The organism is Lutibacter aestuarii (assembly GCF_042676885.1).
Lineage (GTDB): Bacteria > Bacteroidota > Bacteroidia > Flavobacteriales > Flavobacteriaceae > Lutibacter > Lutibacter aestuarii.
The window spans coordinates 352474-367640 of sequence record NZ_JBHTIC010000005.1; the positions used below are offsets into that span (position 1 = coordinate 352474).

The 15167-nt window shown below is 28.9% G+C and carries 14 protein-coding genes; 7 read left to right on the plus strand and 7 right to left on the minus strand.

What is annotated here, in order from left to right:
• Position 1: 1 nt before the first annotated feature.
• Genes ACFQZW_RS04145 through ACFQZW_RS04155 form a run of 3 tightly spaced genes read right to left on the minus strand, consistent with a single transcriptional unit; the run spans position 2 to position 2904 of the window.
• A complete protein-coding gene (locus ACFQZW_RS04145) occupies positions 2 to 1114 on the minus strand; it encodes a diphosphomevalonate/mevalonate 3,5-bisphosphate decarboxylase family protein (RefSeq protein WP_386781534.1) in 1113 nt (370 codons plus the stop codon).
• A gap of 15 nt (positions 1115 to 1129) precedes the next feature.
• Positions 1130 to 1846 carry a LytR/AlgR family response regulator transcription factor gene (locus tag ACFQZW_RS04150; RefSeq protein WP_298265011.1) on the minus strand — a complete coding sequence of 239 codons (717 nt, stop codon included), beginning with the start codon at positions 1844 to 1846 and terminating at the stop codon, positions 1130 to 1132.
• A gap of 2 nt (positions 1847 to 1848) precedes the next feature.
• The gene (locus ACFQZW_RS04155; protein ID WP_298265014.1) at positions 1849 to 2904 is read right to left on the minus strand and encodes a sensor histidine kinase; all 1056 of its coding nucleotides are present in this window, start codon (positions 2902 to 2904) and stop codon (positions 1849 to 1851) included.
• Positions 2905 to 3119: 215 nt separating this feature from the next.
• Here ACFQZW_RS04155 and ACFQZW_RS04160 point away from each other — a divergent pair, with 215 nt between their 5' ends.
• The 4 genes from ACFQZW_RS04160 (at position 3120) to ACFQZW_RS04175 (ending at position 5737) form a co-directional block, all read left to right on the plus strand.
• Entirely contained in the window at positions 3120 to 3476 is a 357-nt protein-coding gene (locus ACFQZW_RS04160) for a MotA/TolQ/ExbB proton channel family protein (protein ID WP_298265017.1), read from the plus strand.
• A gap of 106 nt (positions 3477 to 3582) precedes the next feature.
• A complete protein-coding gene (locus ACFQZW_RS04165) occupies positions 3583 to 4842 on the plus strand; it encodes an alpha/beta hydrolase-fold protein (protein WP_298285970.1) in 1260 nt (419 codons plus the stop codon).
• A 40-nt stretch (positions 4843 to 4882) separates the two neighbouring features.
• Positions 4883 to 5491 carry a thiamine diphosphokinase gene (locus ACFQZW_RS04170; RefSeq protein WP_298265022.1) on the plus strand — a complete coding sequence of 203 codons (609 nt, stop codon included), beginning with the start codon at positions 4883 to 4885 and terminating at the stop codon, positions 5489 to 5491.
• A 12-nt stretch (positions 5492 to 5503) separates the two neighbouring features.
• Positions 5504 to 5737 (plus strand): hypothetical protein, encoded by a 234-nt coding sequence (locus ACFQZW_RS04175; RefSeq protein WP_372801858.1) that lies wholly within the window; start codon positions 5504 to 5506, stop codon positions 5735 to 5737.
• On the opposite strand, the gene ACFQZW_RS04180 is transcribed toward ACFQZW_RS04175, so the two are convergent.
• The 4 genes from ACFQZW_RS04180 to ACFQZW_RS04195 are packed head-to-tail and all read right to left on the minus strand — an operon-like array spanning position 5734 to position 9543.
• Complete coding sequence (locus ACFQZW_RS04180; RefSeq protein ID WP_386781535.1) at positions 5734 to 6120, minus strand: hypothetical protein; 387 nt, start codon at positions 6118 to 6120, stop codon at positions 5734 to 5736. The genes ACFQZW_RS04175 and ACFQZW_RS04180 overlap by 4 nt on opposite strands.
• A 3-nt stretch (positions 6121 to 6123) precedes the next feature.
• A complete protein-coding gene (locus tag ACFQZW_RS04185) occupies positions 6124 to 7338 on the minus strand; it encodes a BaiN/RdsA family NAD(P)/FAD-dependent oxidoreductase (protein ID WP_298265031.1) in 1215 nt (404 codons plus the stop codon).
• Complete coding sequence (locus tag ACFQZW_RS04190) at positions 7338 to 8264, minus strand: GYDIA family GHMP kinase (RefSeq protein WP_386781536.1); 927 nt, start codon at positions 8262 to 8264, stop codon at positions 7338 to 7340. Before ACFQZW_RS04190 ends, ACFQZW_RS04185 begins: the two co-directional genes overlap by 1 nt.
• A gap of 1 nt (position 8265) precedes the next feature.
• On the minus strand, positions 8266 to 9543 hold the full coding sequence (locus tag ACFQZW_RS04195) for a hydroxymethylglutaryl-CoA reductase, degradative (RefSeq protein ID WP_298265262.1): 1278 nt from the start codon (positions 9541 to 9543) through the stop codon (positions 8266 to 8268).
• Between the two features lie 148 nt (positions 9544 to 9691).
• Between ACFQZW_RS04195 and ACFQZW_RS04200 the strand changes: the two genes are divergently transcribed.
• The 3 genes from ACFQZW_RS04200 to ACFQZW_RS04210 all read left to right on the plus strand — a co-directional run bounded on the left by ACFQZW_RS04200 (position 9692) and on the right by ACFQZW_RS04210 (position 15167).
• Positions 9692 to 11881, plus strand: coding sequence for a S9 family peptidase (locus tag ACFQZW_RS04200; RefSeq protein ID WP_386781537.1), 2190 nt, complete (start codon positions 9692 to 9694; stop codon positions 11879 to 11881).
• A gap of 52 nt (positions 11882 to 11933) precedes the next feature.
• Positions 11934 to 13424 (plus strand): peptide MFS transporter, encoded by a 1491-nt coding sequence (locus ACFQZW_RS04205; RefSeq protein WP_298265038.1) that lies wholly within the window; start codon positions 11934 to 11936, stop codon positions 13422 to 13424.
• 90 nt (positions 13425 to 13514) lie between these two features.
• On the plus strand, positions 13515 to 15167 hold the full coding sequence (locus ACFQZW_RS04210; protein ID WP_372801712.1) for an MFS transporter: 1653 nt from the start codon (positions 13515 to 13517) through the stop codon (positions 15165 to 15167).

The following is a 15167-nucleotide window of genomic DNA, read 5'->3' on the forward strand; positions in this document are numbered from 1 at the left end:
TTTAAATATTGGATAATCGTTTTGCCCCTAATCCAATTCTATCGCAAATATAATGATTTTCTTGACAAAATTGAACTAACTCATTTATTATAAAATTATTAACACTCTCTTTTTCCTCTTCTGGAAATAATACATGAACGTTTGCACCAGCATCTAACGTAAAACAAACATTTGATTTGGTTATTGTTCTGTACTCCCATATTTTATTTATAACTTTTAAAGTATTGGGCTTCATTAAAATAAAGTAAGGATTACTTGTCATCATCATTGCATGTAAACTTAATGCTTCACTTTCTACAATTTCTATAAACTGCTTTAGATTTCCATTTTGAAGTATTTCTGATATTTTTAAAACATTATCATTCGCTTGTTTAAATCGCTGTTGAGCAAAAGGATGGTTCAACATTAATTGATGTCCTATTGTACTTGATACCTGTTTTTCACCTTCGTCAACTAACAAAATTGTATCATGATAATTTTTAAAATTTTTGTGAACTTTATAGGGATATTTTACGCCGAACAAATTAGAACTTCCTTCAATTTTAGAATGATTTCCCCAAACAATTAATTCACCTTCTATACTTCTGCAGGCACTCCCCGATCCTAAACGAGCTAAAAAAGAAGCTTTTTTATTAAAAAATTCTTGTGAAATTGTTGGTTTAATTAGCTTTTCTAAACTCATAATACACAATGCCAAAGCACTCATACCACTAGCTGAAGAAGCTATTCCACTACTGTGAGGAAAAGAGTTGCGAGTTTTAATTACCAAATCAAATCGTTTTAAAAAAGGCACATATTGTTCAATTCTTTCAAAAAACTTTTCAATTTTTGGCTTAAAATCATCTTTTTTTTCTCCTTCAAAATAAATTTCAAAATTAAACTCTGGTTGAAGCTTGGTTTTCAACTTGAATTCTAGTGTAGTTAAGGTAAAACAAGCATCTAATGTAAAACTGATAGAAGTGTTTTTAGGTATTTGGGGTTCTTGTTTCCCCCAATATTTAACCAATGCAATATTACTTGGTGTTTTCCATGTAACTGCGCCTTCTTGTATTTTGGATAAAGAAAAATCGGATAAAATAAAATCGGTTTCAATCAAAATAAAAAATTTTGACAAAGATAATTGTTTTAGCTAAACATTTTCTAACCTTTGTAAAACCTCTTTTTTATAACTTCTACTAATTGGAAGTGCTTTATTTTTTATTTCAATAAATTCGTTAGTAAACGAGTTTATTTTATAAATTGAAACTATGAATGATCTATGAATTCTTATAAATTCATTTTGAGGTAATTTTGCTTCAATACTTGTAATGGTTTCTCTGGTTACAATTAGCTTATCTAATAAATGAATTTTTAAATAATCACTAAAACTTTCTATGTATTGAATTTCTGAAAAGTTTACTTTTACCATTTTTCTATCAGCACGCACAAATATAAATTCACTTTTTTTCTGTTTAATTTCAACTTTTTCTTCAATTATTTCAAAAGTATTTTCACCTACATATTTATTTACTGCTTGTAATAAACGCTCAAATGATATGGGTTTTAATAAATAATCTACTGCCTGCAAATTAAACCCATCTACTGCATATTCTCTATAAGCTGTTGTAAATATTACTTTAATGTTTTTGTTAATTGACTTTGCAAAAGAAAGCCCTGAAATTTCGGGCATATTAATGTCTAAAAATATCAAATCAATTGGATTTGTATTAATTATATTAAACGCTTCTATGGCATTTTTACATGTTGAAATAACTTTTATAACTTCAATTTTTTTTAAATGACTGTTCAGAATTTCACGGGCCATTGGTTCGTCATCAACAACCAAACAATTTATTTTATTTGTCATTTTTATAAGTTTTTAATGAATAATTGAACATTGAAATTATCATTAGATTCATCAATATTTAACTCATAATCATTGTTAAATAATAAATCCAATCGCTTTTTAACTGTTTCCAATCCAATTCCTTTTTCAATATTATTGACTGATTCTTTTACTGTGTTTTTTATACTGAAATTAAATTCATTTTTATATTGCTCAATAGCAATCTCAATAGTTAAAATACCATTTACTATACTTCCGTGTTTAAAAGCGTTTTCAACAAAAGGAATTAGTAACATTGGAGGAATTTGAATTGACTCATTTTCAATATCTGAATTAAAACTAACTTTTAAAGTATCCTGAAACCTAATTCTTTCTAACTCAATATACTCATTAATATGATTGATTTCTTCAATTAAATTTACAGTTGGTTTTTTAACTTGATATAAAATATAATCTAACAAATTAGAGAGTTTTAAAATCATATCTGGAGTTTCATCTCCTTTTTTAAGTGCAAATCCGTAAATCGTATTCAATGAATTAAATAAAAAGTGTGGGTGAATCTGCATTTTCAAAAACTTCAACTCTTGCTCTTTTAATTGTAACTGGGTTTGCAAAAACTTATTTTTTAAATCTTCATTTTTTACAATTGATTTATAATTATATAAAACCAATCCAAAAACAATCACCATTAAAACCACAAAATAAACTCCCAAAATTATAAATGGTAACGATTTAGTTAGTGGTGGTGTTCCTTTTGAGTTTAATTCAATTAAAAAAACTAAAGCATAAAGTATGGATAGTATAATCAAAAAAGCTGAAACTATAAATGTATAAACACTATATAGCAAGAACAGTCCTTGTTTTTTAGTGAGTAAATATTTGGGAATTAAAAAGTATAAAAAGAAATAACTAACACATATAGTTACTGGCATTAAATAAATTGAAAACTTATTTACATACTCCGTATTATTACTTCCATATCCTAAAAAATAGGTATAAATGAAATATATAATCAGCCAGAAAACTAAATGAGAAACAACTGTAATTAACCCTTTATAAACTTCTTTTGATAGTTTCATTAATGGTGCAATATCAAGCTTTTTCAGTTAAAAGTAACTCCTTTTGCGATAGAATTCAAAAAAGTAGCGATATTTGACATAAACTAATCAAGTTTACCAAAAAATGGACTAATTTGGGTGTTAACAATTCATTTCTTGTATTCCATCGAATTTTGAATCCATCAGACTTTTTAAGGAATACTTTTGAAGTGTATTAACACTAAAAAATAAATAAAATGAATTTTTTAATTATCAATCTTTTAAACGATGGAGGACCAACTTTTACGTATCCAATGTTAATAATGTTTTTAATAGTTATAGCACTAATTATTAAAGCATTTTTGAAAGGTGACGCTGAAGGAAAAACTAAAAAATTAATTAGCCACATAAGTTTATTCGCTTTGGTGTGGGGTTTTTTAGGACAACTAATTGGTTTGATCGGTGCTTTTGATTCAATTCAAGCAGCAGGAGATGTTGCTCCTTCGGTATTAGCTGCTGGATTAAAGATAGCGCTATTGAGCCCAACTTTTGGAATGGTGATATTCTTAGTTGGTAGAGCGGGAATTATACTTTTATCAGTTCTAAAAAAATAATTATTCAATCCATTACATATAAAAAACTAACACGCCTTTAAAGTAATGTTTAATGCAAAATACTACTCTAAAGGCTTTTCTTATTACTAAATCTAAAATCACATCAATGAACAAAATTTTGTCATCAACTTTTAAGGTAATTTTAATGCTTCTAATTTCCTTTTCAGGTTATTCTCAATCTTCAAAAGGTAATTATTATTTAAATCACGTTGTTAAATCCGACAGCCTATATTCCAACACTTTTGAAACTCACAAAAAATTCTGGATCCAACTACCTGAAAATTATAACCCCGACAGTTCTGAAAAATATCCAGTTGTTTATATTTTAGATGGAAGTGTGCTTTTAAGCACTTTAGAAACTGTACAATCAAACTATTGGGGACATTATTTACCACATATGATTTTAGTTGGAATTTCTAATCAAACAAATAGAACTAGAGATTTAACCACTTCAAAAATAAAAACGCGACGTGGATCAGCATTCAAACAAGATACTGGTGGTGCTGAAGAGTTTACTAAATACATTAAAACTGAACTCATACCTTACATTGATAAAAATTACAAAACGACTAATTATAGAACTTTAATTGGTCATTCTTACGGAGGATTGTTTACCATAAATATGTTGTTAAATCATTCTGAAAATTTTAAAAACTACATTGCAATTGATCCAAGTTTAGATTGGGACAATCAAAAACTATTAAAAGAAGCCAAACAAAAATTAGCTATTGAAAATTTTAAAGGGAAATCTCTTTTTGTATCACTTGCAGCAGAACAATTGCATATGATGGATGAAACAATTACTACTGAAAATGTAATGAACAACACATCTGAGTTTACGCTGTTTGGGCGTTCAATCATAGAATTTTCAAGGTTTGCAGAAACACAAAATGAAAACCAATTAAACTTTTTATGGAAGATATATCCTGAAGATTTACACGGAACTGTTCCTTTGCCATCAATTAGAGATGGATTAGTTTTTATTTTTAAATGGTTTCAATTTAAAAACCCACCTAAATACAATAACCCTGAAACTACTGTTGATGAAATCAAGGAAATGCTAAATGAACAAACGAATATTTATGCTAAAAACTTTGGGTATACAGTTCCACCTATGCTTGAAGAAATGCTCAATGGTTATGGTTATATGAACCTACAAATGGGTCAACCTCAAAAGGCTAAGCTATTCTTTGAAATGGGTGTTAAATATTATCCTGATAGTGCAAACGCATATGATTCACTATCCGAATACTATGAGTCTCAGGAAGATTACAAAAATGCTTTAAAGTTTATAACAAAAGCTTACGAGTTGAGTGGAAGTGTAAATCACAAGCAACGAATGATTGATCTAAAATCTAAAGAATAAAAATTCTACTGGGAAAGCCTTTTTAGTTACTTTTGCTTTAATGAAAACTAAAAAGGCTTTTTTATTACTTAATGGTGATGCTCCAAAAGAAATTCCAAACTTATCATATTACGATATGGTATGTGCCATTGATGGTGCCTACAACCATTTTGAAGCAAACAACATATTACCCGATTTAGTTACTGGAGATTTTGACTCTATACACAATATACCTACAACTGTTGAGGTAATTAAAACACCTAACCAAGAGTATACCGACTTTGAAAAAGCATTACAAATTTTAAAACAACGAGGTTATTATTATATTGATGTTTATGGAGGAAGTGGAAAAGAACACGACCATTTTTTAGGAAATATAAGTACTGCTTTACAATGGAAATTAGATGTATCTATTTCATTTTTTGATGACTTTGGAAAATATTTTTTTATTAAAGAACACATTGAGTTAACTAAAGTAAAAGGCAGGAATATTTCTTTAATTCCTTTTCCAAATGCTTACGGAATAAGCACTAAAGGGCTAAAATACCCACTTAAAAATGAAGATTTAACTTTTGGCGAACGAATTGGAACTAGAAATAAAGCCGATGAAGAAACGGTAGTTATTTCATATAAAAGTGGAAATTTATTAATTTATATAAGTCACCTATAAAAAAGAATACTCTTGAATAAAAAACTAAAACTCATTTGGGATTTTAAAGGTTCAACTTCATTAAAAACTGCTGAACACCATTGCATTCATTTAAAAGAATTTGCCAATATTAAAAAACTACATTTTTATGAAATCAATTTTATTGCAATTTCTGAAATGCATAGTATTGCATTTATAACCATAGATGAAACAGCTATGAAAATTTATAGAGATGCTTTAAAACCTCACCGTGGACAATTGGCTTAATTAGCTTTCCAATTTTTCAAGATTGTATTCAAATCTTTACGTGAATTTTTATCAATCAAACTAGTTTTAATGTATAGTACCTCAATATCTGATTTCAAAATGTAGTCTTTACCATTTTTTTTAAGTTGTTTTAAATCTGCTAAATTTATTTTTTTAGGAATTAATTTATTTAACGTAATTACATTATTTTCAAAAGTCAGGTATTGCTTCTTACTTTTAAAAAAATAAATTCCAAAATAAAGCAATGCCACTATTAAATAGCCATAGTTTAAATAGTTTTCAAAATTATTTGTGATTGCTATTATCCCTAAAACCAGCCAAAATAATCCGAAAACAAAAATCCATCTCAGGTGCAATCTTTTATATCTTATTTGTATTTTCATTTTTTATAAAGTAGAAATAGTATTAGCAACAATCCAACCGCTAGTCCAAGCATTTTGAAAGTTAAAACCACCTGTAATTGCATCAATATTTAAAATTTCACCTGCAAAAAATAAATTTTTATGAAGCTTACTTTCAAAGCGTTTAAAATTAATTTCTTTTAAATCTACTCCTCCTGCTGTTACAAATTCCTCTTTAAATGTACTTTTTCCAGTAACTTTAAAAACACTTTGAGTAAGCTGCTTAGCTAAATTTTCTAACTGTAAATTACTAAGCTGCGCCCATTGAAAATTTACTGGTATTTGAGATGCTGTTACTAATTTTTCCCACAATCTTTTTGGAATTTCTTCAAAAATAGACCTTATTATAACTTGTTTTTTTGATTGTTGTTTCTTTGTGGATTTTAAAAATTCTAGAATAGTTTCGTATTTTTTAGATAGCCAATTTACTTCAATTTCAAATTGATATTCTTTTGCATTCAATTCAAGAGCTCCCCAAGCTGAAAGCTTTAAAATACTTGGTCCACTTAACCCCCAATGAGTAATTAATAAAGGACCTTGTTCAAATAATTTAGAATTCAACACTTTAATGGATGCATTTGGAACAGAAATACCAGGAATATCTTTTAATAATTGATTTGAAATATTAAACGTAAATAACGATGGTACTGGTTCAATAATAGAATGTCCTAATTTTTCAACCATGTTCCATACTTTAGAATTACTTCCTGTAGCTACTAACAGGTAATCAGCTTCAAAATTATTTTTTTCAGTAGTAATTTGATACTTTTCTTGTTGTTTATCTATTGCATTAACCCTAGTACTTGTCAAAATTTTTACTCCAACATTTTTTGCACTTTCTAAAAAACAATCTACGATAGTTTGAGAAGAATTACTTTCAGGAAAAACTCGATTATCGTTTTCAATTTTTAGCAAAATCCCTCTTTTTTCAAACCATTCCATAGTATCACCAGTCATAAACTGATGAAAAGGGCCTAATAATTCTTTTTTTCCACGAGGATAAAATTCTATCAATTCACTTGGTGTAAAACAAGCATGTGTTACATTGCACCTACCACCACCACTTACTTTCACTTTTTGTAATACTTTATTACTCCCTTCTAAAATTATTACTTCCAAATTAGGGTTGAATTCTGCAGCATTAATTGCTGCAAAAAAGCCAGCAGCACCACCTCCAATAATGATAAATTTCTTTTTCATTACAAAATTAAGTCTGTATAAGGTATTACTGTTTGGAAACCTTTGCTATTAAAATAGTTAGGAGTATCATTATTGCCTGTTGCCAAAATAAAATCACCTCCCCAAGCCCCTAAGCTTTTAGTTTGCCCAAAATAATCGGTAAATAATTCTTTTTGAACTGGGTTTATTTGAATAATTTTTGAAACTAGTTGCTCATGCTCAATTAAAAGTTGTTCAAAATCTTGTAATTTATCACAAGTTAAAAATGAAGTTGACAAATTTGAAATATATTGAATTTCGGAAGTTAATTTTCCTTTTAACTTCTTGTAACGTATAATTCCTTCTCTACTATTTTGCTTTTTGTTTAAATACACAAAATACAATTGATTTTTAAAAACTGGATTAAAATTTACTTGCTCAATTAATGGTTTAGCACCATTTCTCTTATATAAAATTGGGGTATTGTATTGTGCACAAGCTATATCGTAACCGCTTCCACCAAATGTATTTTCAAGTAATTGATATGGATTAACTTTTGCCCAATTGGCTATGTTATTAATTAAAGTTGAAGAAGTGCCCAAACCCCAATTTTTTGGAAATGTTAAATTGGTTTTTACCTTAAATCCATTATTTAAATTTAAAAAAGAAGGATTCAATTTTTGTGTTTCTTGTAAAATAGTTCTTAAATTTTCAGCTAAAGTATCGTTTCCTCCGTCTTCACTAGCTTCAAAAGTTGTACTTACTAAACGAAGGTTGGGTAAATCAAAAATTACTTCTAACCAACAAATTCCTTCATTAGTGAAACTATTCCAAATTAACTGAGGCTCTTTTATTGATGTTACTTGCAAATTTTGTCCACAAGTAGTTGGAACCGCTAATGAAGTTGCTCCATCAAGTACAAAATATTCACCTGTAAGTAATAATTTACCATTGCTGTAATACTCCATGTTAATTATCTCCTATTAATTTTTTATATGCTTCAACAACCGCATTATGAGTAATGGTTTTATTTTCAAAATAATTAATTAAAAACTGCTTTTCCTCTTCACTAGCACCTAACTGCTTTATAATGTTAGTTAAGTGCATTTTCATATGTCCTTTTTGAATTCCAGTAGTTGTTAAGGCTCTTAAAGCTGCAAAATTTTGTGCCAAACCAGCAACAGCAATAATTTCCATCAATTCTTTTGCGGATGGATTTCCTAATAATTTTAATGAAAGTTTAGATAGTGGATGTAAAGATGTTAATCCTCCAATGGTGCCAAGCGCTAATGGTATTTCAATCCAAAATTTAAAAACTCCATTTTCAATAGAAGCATTTGTTAAACTTTTATAAGTTCCACTTTTTGAAGCGTAGGCATGCGCACCAGCTTCAATAGCTCTAAAATCGTTCCCTGTTGCAATTACTACTGCATCAATACCATTCATAATTCCTTTATTATGAGTTACTGCTCGATGAGGTTCTGCATTGGCTATTTGAACAGCCTGTACAAATTTTTGAGCAAACAATTCAGCATTTTCTGCATACAACTCTTCTACTTTACAACTTACCTCGGCATAAACCAAACATTCTGGAACATAGTTTGATAAAATGCTCATCACTATTTGAATTCCTTCTTTTTCAAATTCATGAGCGATGGCTTCTAAACAAGAGTTGATAAAATTAGCGCCCATACTATCTACAGTTTCAAATGTGACATGAAGCTGATAGTAATTGGCTAATTCCGATGTTTTATCTCGAAGTTCAATATCTAAAATTCCACCTCCTCGATTTTTCATGTTTTGAGTAATGGTCTCTGTAGCTTTCAACAACTCTTCTTTTTTTTGATTAAAGTATGTTTGAAGTTCACCCTTATTATTTTGAAACATAAAATGGACCTGACCTACTTTTTTTGTAGAAATCACTTTTGCCTTAAACCCACCTCTAGTACTCCAAAATTTAGCAACCAAAGAGGCTGCAGCCACCACCGAACTTTCTTCAATTGCCATAGGGATTGCATAATCCTTTCCATTTATAAGAAAGTTTGGAGCAATTCCAAAGGGTACATAAAAATTAGAAATCGTATTTTCAATAAAATCATCATGTAAATCTTGTAATATTGGATTTGCATTCCAATATTGCATTAAAACTTGCTTCACTTTAATATCATTATCAAAAAAATTTGAAACTAACCAATCTATTTTTTCAAGTTTTGTAAGTTTTGAAAATCCATTTACGGTTTTGGGCATGGTGCTGTTTTTTTGTTTTGACAAAGATAATTTTTTTAAATATTAAAATTTAACAAATATCCTTTATGAGTACTTTTATGATTTTTTTCAGGTCCGTTTTGCGAAATTTTTCTTAAACTTGACACTTATTTTAAGAAATCATAATTTTATGAAAAAATTATTTATTCTATTTATTAGTATAACTTCCTTAGCAACAGCGCAAAAACAAGACATTTCATTAGAAGAAATTTGGAACGGCACTTTTAGCACCCAAAGAATGAATTCTTTAAATTCTATGAATGGAGATTTTTATTCCCTATTAAATTTTGATAGAAATTCACGCAGCACTTCAGTTGATAAATATAGTTATGCTACACTAGAAAAAGTAGAAACTATTGTTGATAGTAAAAACTTACAAGGTTTAAAATATTTTGAAAGCTATAATTTTAATAATGATGAAACAAAATTATTACTTGGTGTAGACTCAGAACCTATTTACAGAAGATCTAGTTTAGGAGTTTTTTACGTATATGATTTGGCTACAAAAAAGTTACAATTAGTTGATAAAGACAAAATACAAGAACCTACTTTTTCACCAGATAGCAAAAAAGTAGCCTACGCAAAAAACAATAATATTTTTATTAAAAATTTAGAAACCAATGAAATAACACAAGTAACTTTTGATGGGAAGAAAAATTTTATTATTAATGGTATTTGCGATTGGGTATATGAAGAAGAATTTTCATTTGTAAGAGCTTTTGATTGGAGTGCAGATAGTACAAATATTGCATTTTTACGTTTTGATGAAACTGAAGTTCCAACTTTTTCAATGGATATTACAGGTAAAAACCTTTATCCAACACAACAAGTTTTTAAATACCCAAAAGCGGGTGAAAAAAATGCGGTTGTTACCTTGCATTTGTATAACATTTTTAACAAAAAAACTTCAAAAATAAATGTTGGTGATTATGAATACATTCCTAGAATAAAGTGGACTAATCAAGCTAATATTTTAAGCGTAACTACACTTAATCGCCATCAAAACAATTTAAATTTATACTTTATAAATGCTACCGATAATTCTGCTAAGGTTGTTTTAAATGAAACGGACAAAGCTTATGTAGATATTCATGACAATTTAACTTTTTTAACAGACAATAGCTTTATTTGGACAAGTGAAAAGGATGGATTTAATCATATTTATTATTATTCAAATGAAGGAGTTCTAAAAAACCAAATTACAAATGGTGATTGGGAAGTCACTAATTTTTATGGTATTAATGAAAAAACAAAAACTCTTTATTACCAATCTGTTGAAGATGGTTCTATCAACCGAACAATTTATTCTATAAAATTAAATGGAAAAGATAAAAAAAGATTAACCAATGCATCAGGAACCAATTATGCCTCATTTAGTAAAAATTTAAATTATTTTATCAATACTTTTTCTGACGCTAATACGCCGCCTATATATACACTTCATAATTCAAAAGGCACAAAATTAAAAGAGGTACTAAACAATCAAAAACTTTTAGAAAAATTAAACACCTATAAGCTTTCCAAAAAAGAATTTTTTACCTTAAAAACTGAACATGGTGCGTTTAATGCTTGGATATTAAAACCTTCTAATTTTGATGCCAATAAAAAGTATCCGCTATTTATGACACAATATTCTGGCCCAGGTTCACAATCTGTTAGTAATAGTTGGAATGGAACTAACGATTATTGGTTTCAACATTTAGCTCAACAAGGTTATATTATAGTTTGTGTTGATGGAAGAGGAACAGGTTTTAAAGGTGCCGAATTTAAAAAATCAACCTATCTAAATTTAGTTAAATACGAAACTATAGATCAAATTGATGCTGCAAAAGAATTAGCTAAAAGACCGTATATTGATGCAAATGAAATTGGTATTTGGGGATGGAGCTTTGGAGGACATATGAGTACTAACTGCTTATTAAAAGGAAATGATGTTTTTAAAATGGCAATTGCAGTTGCACCTGTAACCAGTTGGCGATTTTATGACTCGGTTTATACAGAACGATTTTTAAGAACTCCTCAAGAAAATCCTGCAGGATATGATGAAAATTCTCCTATTAATTATGCTAATATGCTTAAAGGTAAATTTTTGTTAGTTCATGGAAGTGGGGACGACAATGTACACGTGCAAAATACCATGCGTTTAACCAATGCGCTGATTGAAGCAAATAAACCTTTTGAACAAGCTATTTATCCAGATAGAACACATGGAATATACAGAGGTAAAAACACAAGATTACATTTGTACAATAAAATGACTACTTTTATCAAAGAAAATTTAGGAAAAAAAGAACATACAATGAAGCCTTTTATAGATTAATAAGCTTCAAAAACTAAAAACTGTTTTAAATAATTTAATTTAAATAATCATTATGACAAATAATCAAATTAAGCAAGGACATCCACAAGGGCTAATGACGCTGTTTTTCTCTGAAATGTGGGAAAGAGTTTGTTACTATGGAATGAGAGTACTTTTAACACTTTATTTAGTAAAATCTTTAATGAAAGGCGATGCGGATGCGGCTTTAATTTATGGAGCATATACTGGATTGGTTTATGCTGCTCCAATACTTGGGGGTAAAATGGCTGATAAATTTTTGGGATATAGAAATGCCGTTTTATTAGGAGCTATTTTAATGGCTATTGGTGAGTTTTTAATTTTAGGAGGTTCTGAACAATTTTTAATGATTGGTATGGGAGCACTAATTATAGGTAATGGTTATTTTAAAGCAAATATTTCTACAATTGTTGGTAAATTATATGAAGATGGTGATCCAAGAAGAGATTCTGGATTTACTATTTTTTATATAGGAATTAATATTGGAGCACTTTTAGCTACAACCGTTATTGCATACGTTGGTGAAACTTATGGTTTTAAATATGGCTTTGGCTTAGCAGGTATTGGTATGCTTTTAGGACTTATCATCTTTTGGACAGGTAGAAATAATTATGCAGCTGCAGAAGGATTAGGGTTTACCGAAGAAGGTAAGCAAAAAGTTTTTGGACCTTTAAACAAAGCACATATGGTCGGAATTTTATCGTTACTTTTAATCCCAGTGTGCTATTTTTTAATACTTCAAAATAGTTGGATGGACTATATTTTAATTGGTCTGTTTTTATTTATTTCATTTACATTAATCAAAGCAGGAATTACCGCAGACGCTGAACAAAAAGTTTCTATTTGGAAAGATAGAATGATAGCTTTATTAATTTTTATGATTATTAACATTACCTTTTGGGCTTGCTTTGAACAAGCAGGAACTTCATTAACATTGTTTGCTGACAGAAATGTTGATAGAAGTATTTTTGGCTGGGAAATGCCTGCATCTATGACCCAGTTTTTTAACCCATTCTTTATTATTGTTTTTGGTTCAATATTTTCAGTAATGTGGGTAAAACTTGCTAACATAGGTAAAAACCCAAGTATTCCTTTAAAATTTGCTTTCGGAATTTTACAACTGGCATTAGGGTTTTTAGTAACTAATGTTGGTTTACAATTTGTAAATGAAGCTTATCAAGTACCTTTAATTACGTTAGTAGTTCTTTATCTATTGCATACAACTGGTGAATTATTCTTATCCCCAATTGGATTATCAATGGTAACTAAACTATCTCCGAAAAATATTGCTGGTACTGCAATGGGAGCTTGGTTTTTAAGTTTTGCAATTGCTAATTATGTCGGAGGTAAAATTGCTTCATTAACTGGAGGGCATAGTGATAGCGGACAAGTATTAACCGCTGCAGAAGGTTTAGATAAATACATCTCAATCTTTTCAACTATTGGATTTGTATTAATTGGTATTTCATTACTGATTATAATTTTTAACAAACCACTTAAAAAGTTAATGCACGGTGTTGTTTAATTTTAATAAAAAAAGAGATAAACTATTTATAACTAATTTTGTAAAGCTCAAGTGAATCATTTCTTGAGCTTTTCTTTAAAATAATTACATATGAGTACAGAAAATAAATCATTTATCCAAACATTAGGTTCTTTTAATAAAACCTTTTGGTTAGGTAGCTTTATGGAATTAATGGAGCGTTGGGCTTGGTATGGCTTTTGGACGCTTTTTGCTATGTATTTGGTTGGTTCAACTGATGAAGGTGGGTTAGGCTTTAATCATATACAAAAAGGTAATATTATGTCTGATATTACTGGATTATTATATTTGCTTCCAATATTTACAGGTGTTATTGCAGATCGAATAGGTTATAAATTATCATTAATAATAGCATATCTAATTTTAATAGTAGGTTATTTTATGATGGGTGAAGTAAATACTTATTGGAGTATGTACTTCGTATTTTTATTTGTAGCTATTGGTGCTGCTATGTTTAAGCCTGTAGCTTCTGCAATTATTACTAAATCCACTAACAAATCTAATGGAACATTAGGTTTTGGTATTTTTTATATGATGGTAAATATTGGTGGGTTTATTGGGCCTGCTTCTTCTTCTTATTTAAGAACAACCTATGGTTGGAAATTAATTTTTATTCAAGCTGCAATTGTAATAGGTATTAATTTAGTTTTCTTATTACTTTTCTTTAAAGAACCTGAAAGAGAAAAAGTCGAAAAAGACTCTATTGGAAAAGCTATTAAAGATTCTATGTTTAAAATATGGGAAGCTTTAAAAGATACTAAATTAACAGTTTTACTAATATTAATGGTTGGTTTCTGGACAATGTTCAACCAATTATTTTACACATTACCAAATTTTATCACAGATTGGGTTGATAGCTCATCATTAAGTAATTGGATTAATGAAAATATTCCTTTTTTAGCAAATACTTTAACTGAAGGCGGACAAGTAAAAGCTGAATGGTTTACAAATATTGATGCATTAATGATTGTGTTTTTACAAATGTTTGTTTCCTATTTCGTAATTAAAATGCGCCACGTAAGTGCTATGATTCGTGGATTTATTATAGCAGCTATTGGTGTTGGAATTACTTTCTACACCAACAATTTTATATATACCATTATTGGTACTGTAATTTTTGCAGTTGGTGAAATGACAACAAACCCTACGTTCTCATCATTTATTGCTTTAATTTCACCTAAAGGAAAAGAAGCCCTTTACCAAGGAACATATTTTTTACCAGTAGCGGCAGGTAATTTCTTAACAAAGTTGATTTCAGGAAATTTATACCAAAAGTGGTCCGATAAATTAACATTACTTCAAACCGAATTGGGAAATAGAAATATTGATATGCCAACAGTTTTAAGCCCTGAAGGTTTTATTGATAAATATTCAAATGCACTTAATATGTCTATTGATGAATTTAAAAATACTTTTAACGTAAAAGGCAAAACCGAAGATATTGATTGGAATACTGTTAAAACTTCCATACAAGAATTTGCTAGCAATAATAATATTACAGTAGAGAATTTAACATTACCTTTCTCAAAAAACGAATACTTTGCTTTGGCTGAACAAAAGTTAAGTATGAACCATTGGGAAATGACAAATATGCTATGGGAAAATTACAATCCAAACAAATTATGGTATGTGATTGTAGGTATAGGGTTAGTTACAATTATTGCTCTTTCCTTATATGACAAAATGGTAATTAAACCACGAGAGAAATCAGAATCTAATTCTTAA

What these genes read in the sequence shown, in the direction of transcription:
- ACFQZW_RS04150 (WP_298265011.1), bottom strand. Translation starts at nt 1,846, where the DNA reads ATGACAAATAAAATAAATTGTTTGGTTGTTGATGACGAACCAATGGCC.
- ACFQZW_RS04155 (WP_298265014.1), bottom strand. Translation starts at nt 2,904, where the DNA reads ATGAAACTATCAAAAGAAGTTTATAAAGGGTTAATTACAGTTGTTTCT.
- ACFQZW_RS04160 (WP_298265017.1), top strand. Translation starts at nt 3,120, where the DNA reads ATGAATTTTTTAATTATCAATCTTTTAAACGATGGAGGACCAACTTTT.
- ACFQZW_RS04165 (WP_298285970.1), top strand. Translation starts at nt 3,583, where the DNA reads ATGAACAAAATTTTGTCATCAACTTTTAAGGTAATTTTAATGCTTCTA.
- ACFQZW_RS04170 (WP_298265022.1), top strand. Translation starts at nt 4,883, where the DNA reads ATGAAAACTAAAAAGGCTTTTTTATTACTTAATGGTGATGCTCCAAAA.
- ACFQZW_RS04180 (WP_386781535.1), bottom strand. Translation starts at nt 6,120, where the DNA reads ATGAAAATACAAATAAGATATAAAAGATTGCACCTGAGATGGATTTTT.
- ACFQZW_RS04185 (WP_298265031.1), bottom strand. Translation starts at nt 7,338, where the DNA reads ATGAAAAAGAAATTTATCATTATTGGAGGTGGTGCTGCTGGCTTTTTT.
- ACFQZW_RS04190 (WP_386781536.1), bottom strand. Translation starts at nt 8,264, where the DNA reads ATGGAGTATTACAGCAATGGTAAATTATTACTTACAGGTGAATATTTT.
- ACFQZW_RS04195 (WP_298265262.1), bottom strand. Translation starts at nt 9,543, where the DNA reads ATGCCCAAAACCGTAAATGGATTTTCAAAACTTACAAAACTTGAAAAA.
- ACFQZW_RS04200 (WP_386781537.1), top strand. Translation starts at nt 9,692, where the DNA reads ATGAAAAAATTATTTATTCTATTTATTAGTATAACTTCCTTAGCAACA.
- ACFQZW_RS04205 (WP_298265038.1), top strand. Translation starts at nt 11,934, where the DNA reads ATGACAAATAATCAAATTAAGCAAGGACATCCACAAGGGCTAATGACG.
- ACFQZW_RS04210 (WP_372801712.1), top strand. Translation starts at nt 13,515, where the DNA reads ATGAGTACAGAAAATAAATCATTTATCCAAACATTAGGTTCTTTTAAT.